We start from the raw sequence: 16,829 nt of genomic DNA on the forward strand, positions 1-16,829 counted from the left end.
ATAAGTAAGTATTTTCTTCAAAAGGTTTTTTTAATCTGGACTAAATAGCTTAGAATCTTAATCGATTTGATTTTTCTTTGTCTTTCTTCTTAAAATTAGCGTTATAACGCCGCAGAAAATAAAATATACCATCACCGTACATAGCAAGTAGATCTCATATTCAACTCGATTGGCAAATACTTCAGAAAAATATATTACTGGAATAGGTGATATCAGCCATACATTTATTGCATAGAAGTGTTTTCTTATAATTTTTCTTTCATTTTCAGTTGTATAACGGATACTTATTGATTCAAAAATAATATAACTTATAATTTGTACAATCATACCTACACTATGTGAAAGCATAGTCGCCCAAGTAAATAATGCTACAAAAGACATAAATAAACCATTAATGCTTATACCAGTACACACGGCAAATAGAGTTTTTAAGTTATACTGCTTCTTTATAAGTTCTCTATCATTTTTTACAGCAGGAATACACATTTCACTGTCAATATCATCGAGTAACAGATAATCAGTTGAAACTTGAAATACCTTACTCAACTGCACTATTTTATTGATATCAGGAATAGATTCACTCAATTCCCACTTTGAAATGGATTGCCTTGAGACTGAAATCTGTTCTGCCAATTGTTCTTGAGATAAATTATTATTTTTTCTCAACTGTTGTATTTTTTCTCCTAAAATCACATAGACACCTCCAAAAATTGTTACTCTCATTATATCAATAAATCCAGTTGCATTAAACCAAAACAGCCTTGAATTTCCGCAACTGTTAGTTGCAAACTTTCATAAATTAATGTTTTTGTCAATGTCCTCTTGTTTTTCATATATTTTTTTCTTTCTTATTCATTTTCTTAATTGTCACTGTAGCTCCAATGTTGGTTCGAATTTTTTTTGTTTTATCGCTAAATAGATGCTGTCAATTACATCAGCCGCAAAAACAATCTGCAATATGCAATGAATAGCAAATTGTTTTGCGGTAATCTTCTTGCTTCTGCGCAAAACAGTCAGTTTGGCTATGATGTGTGCAGACGTTCCAAGCATTGAGAAATAAGTGTATGCAGTAATTAAAGGAATTATTGGCCAAACTATTATGGCAATATGGAATACGGCTGAAGCAAGCACCCAACATGCAAAATTAACAATATAGAATGGGATAAGCCATAATTTAAAGACCATAACAGTTCTAAACGAAAGGCACTGTTGTTGCACAACGGAACGCATTGACCCTACAATATTTATGATTACTATCCCACAGACCACAAGCATAAATACGAATGGCATTGATAGAGCGGCAAGTGTCGAAGACCCCTGCAAATTTTGCGTTGAAATTAAATAAAACGAAAGAATAAGAGACATGGGTACAAAATAGACAAAGACTATTAGCATCGTTAATATTTTTTTCATCAATACACCTCATACACAAAATAAAATATAAATATATCTTAAGGATTTATGGCGGTGACTGATTCTATATAATAGTCTATCAACTCATATATCCAATCTTTTAGATTACTGAACTTGAATCCTAATTTTTCAGCCCTATTTGTATTAATACTGTATTCAGGTTCACAATTGTATGGTGCTTTTTCGCCATCTTCCGATAAGACAGCCTCTTTTCCTGTTCTTTCTGTAATATACTTCAATATTTCTCTTATAGAAATAGTTTCATGCTAACTTCCATTAATAGGACCTGAAAAATCCTTGTCAGCAAGAAATGCCATAAATAAACCCGCCTCGTCTGATCGGATAAATCCCATCTGACAATCAATATTATCAATATACATTGGCATTCCTTTTATTACATGTTCTACATAAAAATATAACCTTTTCGTATAATCGTCTTGTCCAATAACAAATGGATATCTCACTGCAATTGCATTTATATCATTATATTTTTGCCACAATGCATACTCAGCCTGTCTTTTGGCTTCATCATATGGGAAATCCATTCTTGAACACCAAATTAGTTCTTTATTCTTGGAGTCAAAGTCATCTTCCTTTGTGTCCCAATGCTTTTCATAAACTGCTGTACTGGACATCAATATATATTTATTGCATTTTATAACATCCAATAAATATTTTACATCATTTGAGCAATAGGCAAGTTTATCATATACAATATCAAAAAACTTGCCAGATAATGATTCCTTCACACTGTCAGCATCCGTCCTGTTAAAGATAATTCTCGAAACCTTATCCCCATAATTATCTTTTGCAATGCCTCTCGTTGCAATAGTTACATTATGTCCCTGTTCCAACAACTCTTTAATAAGATAAATCCCGAAGTATTTTGTCCCACCTATAACCAAAATGTTCATAAAAATCCTCTCAATAGTTTTACATGGTTTAGTTCCATTTTTTTCTACAGCTATGTAGTTAGGTACTTTTATCTCTCAATTTGACAGCTTTAGTTAAATTCCGATCATTCTTTTATGATATCAAATATTAGACCAATTTCATTATTTATAATTTAAAATATTAGAATCCACATTCTTCATTAACTTCTTGATGTAATATCGGCACCAATGGTATATAAAAGCTGTCCATCTATCGTATACCGACATGATACCATAATCATATCGCCAATATTAATAAACGGACCACTTCTGTTATTATCAATGATTAGGATTTCTATTAAATCATCTTTATTTAAAGTCTTTCCAAAAGCAAGAGCATCCTCTTCCTTCATTTTTACATCTCTTAATGACAACTTTACCGTGTTCTCTTCTATTTCAATACCGGCAACATTACCTTGCATGTTGAAACTCAGGCCATTGTCTTCTATATTATTTGGATTAATACTTAAGCCCTCTGCCTTTTCTGTAACAACACCACTTTCCGCAATCTTACAAATCATACTGTGTCCTTCTACTTGCTCACCGGTTATGTAGTTATACCCTTCCGTAGATAATATAAATTCATTTTCATTTGCTGCTAGCTTTAAATCATACCTATAACCATCAGAATTAAATAAAAAAATCTTTTCAGGCTTGTTTTTATTTACATAGAAATAGTCAGTTGAAACATAGTTTAATTTTTCATCATAATTAGCTGATGATACAATCAAAAAATCTTTATTGATACCAACAGGAGTTACATACTTATATTTATCAAACATAAACATATTCTTGTAAGCTTCATCTAATGATACGATTTCCGTCAGATAATCACTTGCCGGTCTGCCCATTCCTATATTATAAACCAGGTAATAGTTTGAAGTTTTAAATTTGCCTTTTCCAAAGGTAGAAAATTTCTGTAATTCATCGAATAACTCATTTGTCTTTGCAAAGTAAAAGTTATTGTGACCCCTCTCACCATAAAACGGAATATCGTCAAAATATTTTTCATCAAAATATATCATTCCATAATTATCATCATACATATCACTATAGGCAATAGTGTAATAACCTTCACTTTCGATTTCTCCGGCAAAACGAATCTCAATGCTGTCAGATACTTTTTCTCTGGAAATCCATTTGACAATAAGTCCGCACACCTGGTCTTTTACTTTGACATTTTCATCTAACTCATTAGTTTCATAGGTCTTGCCTTCGTATACTACGGTACCTATTTCATCAGTTAATAGTATATCATTTAATACAAATGATTTACCAATTTCATCCCAATCAGCTTTCACTTTTACTTTGTATATTCCTAATTCATGAGGGAGATTTTCCACCTTGGACATATTATCATAAAATAATAAAAAGCTTTCGGATGAAAAATTGTATTTTTCACTTATGATTTTACTGCTTTCTTCATCAGGTACAAAATATATAGCGCCACCATTATGATTTTCCGGATAATCAAAATTGCCATCTGTTATAATTTCACCTGTTAAATATTTTGTTCTGTCAATTTCCTCATCCTCTATTGGTTTTTCAGTAACTTCTGTTTTTTCCGGAACAGTATTTGTGCATCCTGTAATTAAAAAGATTAGTATCATAATTATTAAATTAATCCTCTTCACATTATACCTCCAATAAGTTGTTACTTTCAACATTAGCAATTTCTATATTATTTATTTTTATAACATTTATCTGCATAAATTATTTCATATATTTATTCTAATTCATCTATGCAATATCTAACGATGTCTACCAATTCATCTTCAGCTCCCAAACTGAAGTTAAAAATTACTCCTTGTCCGCCGCCTGCTCCAATAGCTGAAATAAAAATATCATTGCCATGACCAACTACTGTTAAACTTAAACTTGCCCTGCTTGAGTTTCGCATAAAATATTTATCATATACACGAACTGCTATATATGAATCTCCTGAACTGTAGTTGCTTTCATCAACTAAATTCATTGAAAAACCACTATTCATAATTTCATTTTCAAGTTTGTTTATTATTTCCTGAAAATTACCGATTAATTTCTTTTCATACTTTGCCATAATTGACCTCCATAAATACACATATTACGTACTATACACCTATTCCGGCATCAAATCTAAAATCCTTAAATCCTAGCAATGATTCATCTCTCCGTTTGCTCAGTCATCAATTCCCAGCGCATGCCAAATTTATCAATCAGGGAAACAAAGCAGGAGCTGTATGTCGTATTTGTCATAGGAGTAATCAAGGTAGCACCATCTTTAATTATTTCATAGGCTTTCTTAACGTCCGCTGCCATCTCAAAGGTGACAACTAGGGACAATGTATTCCCAGCGGGAATCGTATCATCTAACAAATCAGAAAGGAACATCCGTTGATTTCCGATATAAATTTCCGCATGATATACTAATTCTTTATGACTTTCATCCTTTACCTGATAATCCTGCGGGTTTGCATCACAATTAAAAAGCAATTCTTTTACTTCCGCTCCAAAAGCTTGTCTGTATAGTTCAATAGCTTGCTTGCATTGACATCTAAAATGAAAATTCGGTGTCGCTTTTAACATTTTTTTATCTCCTCCTGCCACACAATTTATAAATTCCCACAGTTCAAATTACCTGACAAATTCCTATTTATTGTTTTTTAACAAATATCGCATGTCGCATTTTATTACTTATGCGACGAAATATGTGAAATACGCAATAATATAAAATTATAAATGATCAATTTTCGTGCCAAAAACTCTGTATAATTTTGTGAGTTGTAACTTATCATCATACCACTAAAGGAAACTCACTGTATAATAGAATGGCTGTAAATATAAAATTCTTCCTGACTAGGTATGATTTCCTTCTCCATTTTTTCCAGACTTTCATCAAATCGCTCGGCTTCTTGTTCGTTTATATTCATCACAGGGCTTTCATAGTAAAACCATTTTCTTCCGTCCAACACACCCTTCTTCAGTTCTTTTACCATCATTGCTGATGGGCATGTTCCATTCTCATGACATATATTGTACTTTTTACAGCTCTTAAAGCCTCGGCTTACATAATTGTATGGGTTTCCGTATATTACAATCACGTCATAGCCAAGTGCAGCCGCTTTTTCAAAAGAATGCTCCATAAGCATTTTACCGTAACCCATTCTTTGGTATTCATGCATAATGCAAACCGGACCGAAGGTGAGAACTTCTTTTCCTTCCCCAGACTCATCAACCAGTTTTGCCTTTGTATACATGATATTCCCGATAATCTGATTATCTGCTTCAATCACCAGATCCAACTCAGGCAGAAAATCCTTGTGGGATCGCATAACATGAACTAAGTAGTGTTCAATGCACCCCGGAATATATAAATTCCAAAAAGCATTCCTTGTGATTTCTTCTACTTTCTTATAATCTGTTTCTTCTTCAATCCTAATCTTAATCATTTTTTCCATTTGTAAACCTCCTATAAATTAGCTAAAGAATTTAAATCATACCACGCGACGAGGGAGTACTCCTAAAAATCAGTTTTTAACCCGCCCGCTCCATTTTCATCAATAAGCGGCTGACCATCCTTAAAAAATGCAATTGTTCTGTTATCGCTTGTTTTTATTTCTAACGAAATATATTCTTCTGTGGTGTTAATCGTCTCTTGTATCATATCCTTGACACTTCTGATGTCATTGGAGGAAGAATCGACGGTTATTATTATCCATAACGGACAGGAAGGACAATAATTTGAAATATCGTAGTCGCCGGACAGCTTATATATATCATTCAAATCTGTTGTTTCCTGATAAAACTTACTGTAATTTAAGGCTTTTATCGGTATCTGATTTGCTTCCATAATATCTTGCAGTAAGTTTGTCAGCTCAAGCGCACCCTGTTTTTCTTCTAAAATATCATAATTTTGTACCATATTATACTCTTTGGAATACTCGTTAAACGTCAGGAAGACATAGGAATCTAATTTTTTTGAAAATGCCCTGAATGTTTTTACGTTATGTTCTGGTATTGTCTCATCTTTGCCATCATAAAAAGTGGTCCCATCTAAAATAAATTCATGTGTTTCGATTCGTTGGGGGATTATTTCTATATTTATCATTTCGATGTCAGTAACTATATCTTTTGTTTTGGAATTCATATATGCCTTAACGTCTCTTATTTCCCCTGTGCCTTTATCGCCATTTAAATCACAGCCAGACAAAACAAATATCAAAATACATAATAACGTGAAGATAGCTATTTTTTTCATCATACACTCCTTTGATAAGCTGCCCGATGAATTCTTATTTGTTGGTATAAATTTCCAGTTACTTATATAATTCACTATATAAAAATTGTTATCAGAATATATATATTTACTAATATAAGTAAAGCACTCAGTGCTATTAGTACTTTCTTTATTTTACTATTTGCTCGTACTGCCTCATCAATTCTACCTGAATTAAGTGCAATAACTATTCCAAGAATAATAAATATCCAGTATATCTCCATAATATCACTCCATTAACATAAATGACTATAACTTCACGTAATTCTACTGACATGTACCATTTGAAGAAACATGCTAAACCTCCACAGAATATATACGAGAACTCTCTCCCCATGGATGGTAGCCAGTACCAATATACTTAAATCCATATTTTTCATAATACCCAATATGGTCTGTGCAGAGGTATAAGTATGAAAAGTTTCCTATTTTCGCATCTATTTTAGCCTTTTCTAACAAAAGCGAACCATAGGCATTTCCTCTGAATTCTTTCTCAATGTATAAAGCACACACCCAAGGATATAAATCCATACGGCTAATGAAATCATTTGTTATTAGACCAGCACAACCAATTATCTCATCTCTATTCAGCAACAGATACCATTGTGGCAATGGGCTGGAAGTAGTAATGCAGTTTGTAATACAGTCATCGTAGACTTTCATGCTATTTGTAGATGCCCATTTGCTTTGAAAATATTTTATTGCTTTATCTTTATATTCAGGGGACTTTTTTATAGACATGACTTCCATTTCATAACACCTTTCTGCTATTTTTCATCAATTATTTTAAATAATCATATCTGAAGAAAATGTTTTTCATAGTATACTAATGTCATCTTGCTATTTATAATTTCTGTTTTTCCTGTTCTTTCATAACCTAACTTCTCATATAAATAACAATTTCCTTGTTCTTGTAATATAGTATCTAATTCCCATACATGTACATCACAATATATCTGCTCAACCATTTGAAATACTTTCTGAGCAATCCCTTTTCCTTGGTATTCCGGCAGAACATAAACCGGGCTGACACGATTGTGTTTGTTATCCATTTTTACTATTCTTATTCCGCCAACAGAAATCCCATCTTTTTTTATGATATAGTAGTTTGTATATGGCTGTTTAATTTCAGCAATTATTTTTTCTATTGGCTCATTTGCTGGGCTGGTTTCAAAATCCTGATATTTAGCCAATAATGGCATGAATGATTTTATTTTCATAACATGAATAAGTTCTGCATCTTTCAGTTCTGCCTTATATAAAGATATGTTCATCAAACTTTCTCCCTTAATACGATTCGATTTATTCCTATTTTACAATTTAATATTGTTATATATAATTTGAAAGATACGGTATATTCATAATGCAATAGTTACAATTCTTTATCAGTAAAGGTTACTGTTACTACCTGTACTAAGTCCATTCCGTCGAACTTAGATGGAGCAAAATAGTCTTGTAGAGAATAACTTTTCATACTTGTACCATTATCATAAACCATAAGAGCAACTGGAATTTCCTTATTGATTTGTATCTTCTGGAATTCCTGTAAAAAGCTTTTAGTAGAAGCCATTGTTTCTGTATCAAGTATGATATCATCTGTTTTATATGAAGCTCTTCCACTGGCATTTATATTGAAATCAATTGCATAGTTTTCTTTTAGTTGCATTGTAAAGGTTCCAGTTAATTGCTCAACAGGCTCTCTTTCTGTCCCTATTGAAACAGCTCCGCCACCAATACTGCTCCAACTTACACCATTTTCAAGCTTATAAACATTTACATTTAAAGTTATTGCTTCTTTTGGTGCATGAAAAGAAATAATTTGCGAATTGCCTTCCATTCCAAAAGACTGCAATATATATTTCTCACTTTCTGATAATTCGTATGGTATAATCCCTTCCTTTGCTAAGAATTCAGGTGTGTCCGCCTTGATTGAACAGGCGATTAAAGTTATTACAATAGCAATTACTAATGTTAATGAAAAAAGTCTTTTCCTTTTCATAGATACCTCCTTGCTAAATATTTCATTACATTTATTTACTTACATCATCATATGATTTATCAAGCAACTCAATAGTTACACCTACATTAACTAGATTAAAGTTCCACCCAAATTTATTAATTAACAAACTGTAGCATTCTTCTTTATTTCTATTTAATCATACTAGCAACCAAATTTATTACCAATTAATTGCGGGAAAAAATAATAATTAATATATTAGACGAGTACAATAAAAGATTTGTTACATAATTTACATTTAAATAGCAAATTTACTTTTTTATAATAGTATACATTATTGCAGGAAAGTCTGGTTCGATTGATGTAATGCCACTGTTAAGCAAAGTAAAATTATTATCTTTAATCTCATTTAATAAAGTATCAAAACTTACTACTCTGCATGATGTCCCTGCAATTAATAATTCTTTGCCTGTAGATTCATGTGTTCTTTTTTGCAATTCAAAAGACTGAGATATATCAGTTTTTCTTTCTTCAGTTCCATTACCAATAGAGCATATTAAGGCAATTCCCGATTCACATAGTTGATTATAAATAAACTCGTAAAATGACTGTCTATCATCATCTTTAACTAACATATGAATAACTGCAACAGCATAGATAAAATCAAATTTCATTTGAAGTCTATCAGTTAAACAATTCAATACTTGAAAACATTCTGCCTTTTCATGATAGGTTTTTTTACAATAATTTATTGCTGTCGAAGAAATATCAGTTGCTAACACATTAAATCCTTCTTTTAGCAAGAAATTAGCATCCCTACCTTCACCACATCCAATTTCAAGTATATTAATTTTACGATTGTTGAAATAGTGATTAATAGTATCAATTACAATTTTAGAATTGTTATCAGAAAACCAAGTAAGAGATTCTTTATGCACTTGTTTGTATCTATCGTCATAGGCTTCATAATACCTTCTTGCTTTTTCCATACTTATCCTTCCTAATTAACATAAGATAATTAACATCACTGGATTTGTATCAATTTTCTACTGTTACACAATATTTTATTGTTTCGTCGCTAAATTTGTAAATTTTCAACATCTTTTCTGTTTTTACAAACGAGAACCTTATCCCTGTATTTTTCGCAGATCTTTCGATACCTATCCTTGTATTTTTGTGTCCTACCATCTCTTACGATCCATCTGGCAAATTCTAAATCAAATTTTTCAATGCAGCCATCCGCCATGCTTTCTCGAGTGGTGTTTTTTGCCTTTATCTTTCTCCTGTATGCTTGCAAAAAACATGTAAATATAGAAAAGTCCATAAAGATGATCTTATCGGCTTCTTCAAGCCTTCTCTCCTGATAAAATTCTATGTAATTTCCGTCAATAACCCATGACTCATTTTCCATAAATGCTGCTACCATACTTTTGGCAGCTTCACGGTCTCGTTCAACCCAGTTTGGTTCAAAATTTACGGTATCCAAATATAAAATCGGGCAATTATATTTTTGACTTAATTTTTTTGCCAAAGTTGATTTCCCCGAACCACTGTAACCTATAATAGCAATTTTCATTCATCTCTCCATTAAATTATAAATTATCTAATTTTAAAAATAATTCTTATGACACATAGTAATACTATCGAGTATAATTGAAATAATACTCTACATTTACATAATTATTTTCATACAACTTGGTTTGAATTAATTGTTTTACTATATATATAAAGGTACATTTTCTAATCTTTTTAAATATGAACTTATATTTTACCACTAATAGTTAACATTTATCTTCTGTAATTTTATCTAAACTCTCCACATACAAAGAGATTTCACCACACTTCGGACAGATTGCAACTTTAGGCTTTTCTATCCTATTTGCAAAGATACCAGTACCCTTAGAGATTTTAATTCCATACCCTGCCCCTTCAACTTTTACATCAAACCCCTCAAGCATTTCACATTGACACTGACGACAAATTCTCATTATTATCCCCTCTCTAACAACTCAATTATATTAATACTTTTATAACCATTATAACCCTGTTGAGAAAACGTTTCAACTAAACTTTCCCTTGATCTCATATTAATAAACTTATCTCAAAATGGAATTTCGAAAATTAATGAAAAGCAATAAAAAACAGGTATTTACGTTTCGTATGATACCTGTTTTAAAATTAGATACTTTTAGCAATTACACATGCTGGCAGTTAAATTCATTCCTATTCTATTATTTTGTATTGGCATTTAACATCTGTTAACTGAGATGTAACCAATCTATTATCATCCGTTTCAACAGTTATGATAGAACTAATTTCCTCTATTTGCCCAGGTTCAAGATGATACACTTCCGTTTCGTGCAAATCAGGTATAATTTTATAATATGGATACCAGCTTTCAATTCCTTCTTTCTTAGTAAAGTAAAATTTTACATTTACAGGTTTATCGTTTTTATTTACAACCGTAATTTCAAATTTTACGACTTTTTTTGTAGGATTGTTAGCATCTGGTGTGCTAATATTGATTGTTGGAAAAGGGTCTAAGTTTAAAGGTAAGATGTTGCGATTATTCTGTATTGAAGCAAGCAAACCCATAACACCTAAGAAAATCAAAACACATATTAGGACTACAATTTTAATAACTTTCTTCATTAATGTACTCATAAAATTCCCCCTTTTTTATTGTGCTTAATATGTTAAAGCATCATCATAAAAATATTCAAATCCCAACTTTTTCAAAACATCATTTAATATTTATAATTCCTTTCTGTAGTTAACTAAATTTAGATGTTCATTTACCAAAATATAATTTATTTCTTAAACATCTTTACTTTCTGCAATTAATATATTAACATCCATATTCATCCCGCATTATATTTGCACCCATCATAAGTAACATTCACATATTTTAGATTATTTATATTGACATGACATATTGTAATAGAATTATAAAAATATCTATAGCAAATTAATAATTAAGAATTAACTTTAATTTTTCATAATCATCCATCTTATCTTTTCTTTTTGATCGATACATATTTTGATCTGCTACCACAAATATGTCATTCATGAAACCAATGGAGTATGGAGATGTAGAATATCCTATGGACATATTTATCTCTATTTCTTTACATTCTTCATTGTGTTCAATAATATCATTTTTTATATTATTTACTAAATCTAAGACATCGGATTCATTGACATCTGTCAAAACCATTGAAAATTCGTCTCCTCCGATACGCGATATTATAATATTTTCTGACGAGTATTTATTAAGAAGATTTCCAGTTTCTTTAATTAGTAAATCACCAATTTTATGGCCGTAATTATCATTTATCATTTTTAACCCATTTAAATCACAAACTATTATTCCAACCTTACAACTTGTATGTTTGTCCAATTTATCAAATAATTCTTCGAAGTAAGCTCTATTATACAATCCTGTCATGTTGTCATGATTATTTCTGTAGTTTATTTCCTCTTCCAATTTGATTCTGTCCGTAATATTTCGCATACTGCCGACTATGCCAACCAATTTCCCTGATTTATCATAAATTGGTGTTGCCCAGTCTTCAGTCCATACATATTCGCCATTTGCATTCATCCATCTCGCTAATTGTTTCTTGTTGTAATCGAATTGCCCTATTGATTTTTTATATACAGATTCAAAATCATCCGGATGGACGAGCTTAAATGCCTCTTTATAATCATTTATAAAGACTTCTTCTTTTATTCCTATAATGTCCCTTATTGATGGGCTGATATATTTAAACTTTATATCAGGGTATGTCTGATAATAATACAAACTATCCTTACTATAATCCAATAACCATTTATAAAATGCTCCTGTTTCCTTATTGTTTTTATATCTCTTAAATAAAAATACATGAAGATACAGTAAACATACATTTATTATTAGTATTATTAATAAGAAAAACTTATAATCCATTAAATTCAAGCCTCCAAAGATGAAATACTCATAAGCCATATTCAGCCTCAATTATCCATTATACTCCATTTGGCAAATGTTTCAACTAAACTTTTCCTTGATTTACTTATTATTGATATTTATAACTTAGTAATTAATAAATATTGTTGTTCGCTTAATCATCACTGTAAAAAAAGATACTCGAAAATATCTGAGTATCTTTTTATAAACCAATTTCGGAAACTTATCATTAGGCTAAGCAAAGTGTAGCCCATTGATTTCCCTATCATAGCTTAGTAAAAACCTTCGGAGTGTACCTTAGATATTAGAAATAGTTTGAAAATACGCAATACTATACAACACACCCCTCTGTAATTCCTTTTATCCCTATTATATGTTGTTTAATCAATTCACTAACATCTTCTATAGATAACGGCTTACTCAATAAAAATCCTTGACCACTATCACAATGATTATTTTGAAGATATTCTAATTGCTCATTTGTTTCTATGCCTTCAGCAATAACTCCATATTTTAGCCCGCTGGCCATGGATATTACTTTTTCAATAATTAAAGAATCGATATTGTTTTGTGGAATTAAATCAATAAAACTTTTATCTAATTTTATATAATTAACTGGCAATTTTTTCAAATAAGTAAGAGAAGAGTATCCTGTCCCAAAATCATCTAATGCAATTTTGAATCCCTTATTTCTCAATCTTTCTAATTTTCTTACCACTACGTCAATGTCAGAGATATATGCTGTCTCCGTAATTTCTAAAATTATTTTTGAATAATCAACCTTATATGTTGTTAATAAAGATTCTAGTATTGTAAAGTATGTTTCGCTTGCTATAGTCTTGCCTGAAAGGTTTATTGACAATTCTAAGTCGTTATATCCCTGCTCTTCCCATTGCTTTTTTTGATTTAATGCAGTCAAGATAATCCACTGTTCTAAACTATATATTAATCCAAACTCTTCAGCAATTGGAATAAATTCCGATGGTGGAATAAATCCCTCAATTGGATGCAGCCATCTTATTAATGCCTCCATTCCAACTAATTCACGCGTACTAAGGTTGTACTGTGGTTGATAATAAAGAGTAAACTCATTATTATCTAAACCCAGCTTAATTTTATTTGAGATATCCAATTTCCTTAAAATTGAATTATGGATATTTTCCTGATAGAATATAACCTTATTTTTACCTTCCTTTTTAGCAGCATTTCTGGCTATGTCTGCATTTTTTAACAGTGTATCCAAATCCCTACCATTGCTGGGATATATTGCAACACCTCCGCTTATTGAAATATTAAATGCGTGATTATCAATAGGCCATACCTTACTTATTTTTTCTTTTACTTCCTCTATGTCTCTGAATAATAACTCATCTGTTAATACTTCAGTAAACACGATTACAAATTCATCTCCGCCCATCCTTACTATAAAGTTCGGCTGTTTAATTTCGTCTTGGAGACTTTCACTAATGCCTTTTATTAGTTTATCACCTTCTGAATGTCCCAATGTATCATTAATGTACTTGAAATTATCAATGTCTATATATAAGATCGCAAACCTTTCTTTTCCCATGCTCTTACATATTAACTTGTTAATTTGAATTTTAAACATAGTCTTATTAGGTAAATCAGTCAGTTCATCATAAAATACTAAATGCTTATATTTTGCTTCGTAATTAATTAGTTCATTATGAAATGATCCTAATTCTGTATGTAAATCTGAAGTTTTAACTATTTGTTTATGGCCTTTTACAATCATATAGACAATTATTGTATTTAAGAATATGTAGATTAAATCCTTATATGGTTGTATTTGTTTAAATACTACATAATCTTTTACTAATATATCAAGAATTGTATTTGTTAATAATATCATGCTATATCCAAGTATACTATATATTAAAATAATTAATACTTCGCCATTTGGTACATATGATTTTTCTTTCTTATTTATCATGTTTATTTTCCCTTATATGCTTTGTCAATTCGCATTATATTTTAAACCTTGTAATGATTTTTTGAAGATTCTCGGCAAGAGCTGATAATCCTTCACTTGCTCCAGCAATTTCTTCTGCTGAAGCAGCCTGTTCTTCAATTGATGCTGTTGCCTCTTGCGTAGCAGCGGAATTTTCTTCTGCAATTGCCGAAAGATTTTCCATTGTTGTAAGTATTTCATTTTTCATGCCTTCCATCTCTTTTCCGGCAACATTAAGTTGATTAACAATCTCTACTGTTTCCGTCATTGCCTCTTCTATTTGTTGATACTTATCTCTGCTGCTAATTACGCTGTTTGTTTGTTCTTTAGAAATAGCAGTTACCCTTTCCATTGTTTTCACAGCATTATGTGTATTAGTCTGTAGTTCATTAACTACTTCATCTATTTCTTTCGTCGACAATGCCGATTGTTGTGCAAGGTTTTTTATTTCTTCTGCAACTACTGCAAAACCTCTTCCGGCATTTCCAGCCCTTGCTGCTTCAATAGTAGCATTTAAGGCTAATAGATTTGTTTGTTGAGCAATACTAGAAATTATATTGCTTGCTTGTCCGATTTTATTTGAACTTTCATTAGTCTTCAAAATTACTTCCTTGATTTCATTTGTAGCTACATTACTTTCTTCAGTAATTTTATATAAGTTATCAATTTCCTTTAGTCCCTCAGTAACAACTTCCGTTACCTTATTTGAACCAACATTTAAATTTTTCATATAAACTTGATCTTCTTCTATAATCTGTCCCAATGAGTATGCCTTAGATGAACCCTCTTCAGTATTTTGTGCCTGATTTGCAGCACCCATTGAAATTTCTTCTACAGTTTGTGAAATTTGTCCTGCTGCAGTTGCTGATTGCTGAGAAGCAGCAGTTAATTCTTCAGATGCAGCCAATACCTGTTCAGAGGTGTTGATGACTTCATTAATAATCTCCCTAAGATTATCAATAATTTTCTGCATTGACTTTGCTAAATCTCCGATCTCGTCTTTTTTCTTTAAATACTTTTCATGAACATCTTGTGTTATGTCAAGATCTGAGATTTTCTGAGAAAATTGAACTGCTTTAAGTATTGGGTTAGTGATTGAACTTCCAATTAAAAAAGCAATAATAATACTAATGATTAGAATAATGATCATAAAGTTCATTATAATGCTTTCTAATTGTGGAATTGAAGACAACACTTCATCCTGATTAGCCGTTATAATAAAATTCCAATTCGTACCTTCAATTGGTGCATATCCTGCATACAAATCATTTCCTTGAAATGAATAGACACTTGTACCAGTTTTTTCTGATATAACTTTTTCAAATAAAGTTGCCAGAGACTTTAGACTATCATCAGTTTTAGCGTCTTCTATTGGATTAAATTGATTCACTACTTTTTCTCTATCAGGATGTGCGACAACCGTTCCGTCATTATTTATAATATATCCATATCCACTTTCACCGTAACCTGTGTCATCTGTAATCTCACTAAGTGCATTGCCATCTCTTCGTCCAATTAATGCACCGATGACCATGCCATCTTTTTCAATAGGTACAGCATACATTAAAACAATACCTTTTGTTACCTTGCTGATCAATAAGTCTGACACATTATTTTCACCATTTAAGGCCTTTTTCACATAATCCCTGTCTGCTAACTCACTGACAGTTCCATCTGTATAATATGCGGTTCCATTTGGCAACACTACTGCTAAGTCAAGAAAGTTTGTATTCTTAAGTTGTTCTTGCAAAATAGGTTGTTGTAAATCCCAATTCATCGTATCTATATTGTGTATTTTTGATATGATCTCTAAAGTTTTTAATTGTGTCTCAACTCTGCTTTCAGTTAATTTAGAAGCATCTATAGTCAATAAGCCTAGTGCTTCTTCTGCTTCTTGAGTTACAATCTCACTAGATTTTTGTATTGAAATATACCCTAATGCTATTGATGATACTAAAATTAAAATAGAAAAGTTTAATATCAGTTTTCCTTTTAATCCCCTAATCCTTATTTTTTTCACCTTTAAATCCTCCTCTTATACTTAAAATGTCATTAATAGTTTTCTTATGTCACTGAATATTTTTTATAAGTACTTCAGCTAAATACTCTAATTAAAATTAGTGAGTACCTTTTTCATTCCAAGAATCAATAATACATTTCCAATCTTTTACTATTCTTAATAACCTTATTAAAATCCTGGCTACATGAGGTACTTTACATTGTTATTGCTTAAACAATCTTTTTCAGCATTCATTATCTAAATAATTTCTTATAAAAATACCCCCTGTATTGTATAATTGTTTGATATTAATAAATAGTATTTATTATAAGAACAAATGTATCTCTTT

General features: G+C 31.0%; 19 protein-coding genes. All 19 read right to left on the reverse strand.

The features are described 5' to 3' along the window. Positions 1-57: 57 nt before the first annotated feature. On the reverse strand, positions 58-693 hold the full coding sequence (locus tag LY60_RS07025; protein ID WP_212633460.1) for a helix-turn-helix domain-containing protein: 636 nt from the start codon (positions 691-693) through the stop codon (positions 58-60). Positions 694-867: 174 nt separating this feature from the next. Beyond that, complete coding sequence (locus tag LY60_RS07030; RefSeq protein WP_145081886.1) at positions 868-1,413, reverse strand: DUF6652 family protein; 546 nt, start codon at positions 1,411-1,413, stop codon at positions 868-870. Positions 1,414-1,451: 38 nt separating this feature from the next. Further along, positions 1,452-1,652 (reverse strand): hypothetical protein, encoded by a 201-nt coding sequence (locus LY60_RS07035; protein WP_145081888.1) that lies wholly within the window; start codon positions 1,650-1,652, stop codon positions 1,452-1,454. Between the two features lie 27 nt (positions 1,653-1,679). Further along, entirely contained in the window at positions 1,680-2,327 is a 648-nt protein-coding gene (locus LY60_RS07040; protein WP_145081890.1) for an NAD-dependent epimerase/dehydratase family protein, read from the reverse strand. A 179-nt stretch (positions 2,328-2,506) separates the two neighbouring features. Then, positions 2,507-4,012, reverse strand: coding sequence for a hypothetical protein (locus LY60_RS07045; protein WP_145081892.1), 1,506 nt, complete (start codon positions 4,010-4,012; stop codon positions 2,507-2,509). A gap of 59 nt (positions 4,013-4,071) precedes the next feature. Beyond that, on the reverse strand, positions 4,072-4,407 hold the full coding sequence (locus LY60_RS07050) for a DUF6054 family protein (protein ID WP_019230121.1): 336 nt from the start codon (positions 4,405-4,407) through the stop codon (positions 4,072-4,074). Positions 4,408-4,490: 83 nt separating this feature from the next. After that, positions 4,491-4,913 carry a VOC family protein gene (locus LY60_RS07055; protein ID WP_145081894.1) on the reverse strand — a complete coding sequence of 141 codons (423 nt, stop codon included), beginning with the start codon at positions 4,911-4,913 and terminating at the stop codon, positions 4,491-4,493. A gap of 227 nt (positions 4,914-5,140) precedes the next feature. Further along, on the reverse strand, positions 5,141-5,776 hold the full coding sequence (locus tag LY60_RS07060) for a GNAT family N-acetyltransferase (protein ID WP_212633463.1): 636 nt from the start codon (positions 5,774-5,776) through the stop codon (positions 5,141-5,143). A 71-nt stretch (positions 5,777-5,847) separates the two neighbouring features. After that, complete coding sequence (locus tag LY60_RS07065) at positions 5,848-6,585, reverse strand: hypothetical protein (protein WP_145081898.1); 738 nt, start codon at positions 6,583-6,585, stop codon at positions 5,848-5,850. Between the two features lie 315 nt (positions 6,586-6,900). Continuing rightward, positions 6,901-7,353: a GNAT family N-acetyltransferase gene (locus tag LY60_RS07070; RefSeq protein ID WP_145081900.1), complete on the reverse strand. Its 453-nt coding sequence runs from the start codon at positions 7,351-7,353 to the stop codon at positions 6,901-6,903. Positions 7,354-7,397: 44 nt separating this feature from the next. Continuing rightward, complete coding sequence (locus LY60_RS07075) at positions 7,398-7,877, reverse strand: GNAT family N-acetyltransferase (protein WP_145081902.1); 480 nt, start codon at positions 7,875-7,877, stop codon at positions 7,398-7,400. 98 nt (positions 7,878-7,975) lie between these two features. Further along, a complete protein-coding gene (locus LY60_RS07080) occupies positions 7,976-8,602 on the reverse strand; it encodes a hypothetical protein (RefSeq protein ID WP_145081904.1) in 627 nt (208 codons plus the stop codon). Between the two features lie 269 nt (positions 8,603-8,871). After that, positions 8,872-9,549, reverse strand: coding sequence for a class I SAM-dependent methyltransferase (locus tag LY60_RS07085; RefSeq protein WP_145081906.1), 678 nt, complete (start codon positions 9,547-9,549; stop codon positions 8,872-8,874). 89 nt (positions 9,550-9,638) lie between these two features. Continuing rightward, positions 9,639-10,136 carry a DNA topology modulation protein gene (locus tag LY60_RS07090; RefSeq protein ID WP_145081908.1) on the reverse strand — a complete coding sequence of 166 codons (498 nt, stop codon included), beginning with the start codon at positions 10,134-10,136 and terminating at the stop codon, positions 9,639-9,641. 205 nt (positions 10,137-10,341) lie between these two features. Beyond that, positions 10,342-10,518, reverse strand: a complete 177-nt coding sequence (locus tag LY60_RS07095) for a nucleic acid-binding protein (protein ID WP_246145391.1) — start codon at positions 10,516-10,518, stop codon at positions 10,342-10,344. A gap of 265 nt (positions 10,519-10,783) precedes the next feature. Further along, complete coding sequence (locus LY60_RS07100) at positions 10,784-11,224, reverse strand: hypothetical protein (protein ID WP_145081912.1); 441 nt, start codon at positions 11,222-11,224, stop codon at positions 10,784-10,786. A 304-nt stretch (positions 11,225-11,528) separates the two neighbouring features. Continuing rightward, positions 11,529-12,548 carry a sensor domain-containing diguanylate cyclase gene (locus LY60_RS07105; protein WP_145081915.1) on the reverse strand — a complete coding sequence of 340 codons (1,020 nt, stop codon included), beginning with the start codon at positions 12,546-12,548 and terminating at the stop codon, positions 11,529-11,531. 292 nt (positions 12,549-12,840) lie between these two features. After that, complete coding sequence (locus tag LY60_RS07110; protein WP_145081917.1) at positions 12,841-14,463, reverse strand: putative bifunctional diguanylate cyclase/phosphodiesterase; 1,623 nt, start codon at positions 14,461-14,463, stop codon at positions 12,841-12,843. 34 nt (positions 14,464-14,497) lie between these two features. After that, positions 14,498-16,486, reverse strand: coding sequence for a methyl-accepting chemotaxis protein (locus tag LY60_RS07115; RefSeq protein ID WP_145082101.1), 1,989 nt, complete (start codon positions 16,484-16,486; stop codon positions 14,498-14,500). Between the last annotated feature and the right edge of the window lie 343 nt (positions 16,487-16,829).

The sequence above is a fragment of the Sedimentibacter saalensis genome, from assembly GCF_007830175.1.
Classification (GTDB): domain Bacteria; phylum Bacillota; class Clostridia; order Tissierellales; family Sedimentibacteraceae; genus Sedimentibacter; species Sedimentibacter saalensis.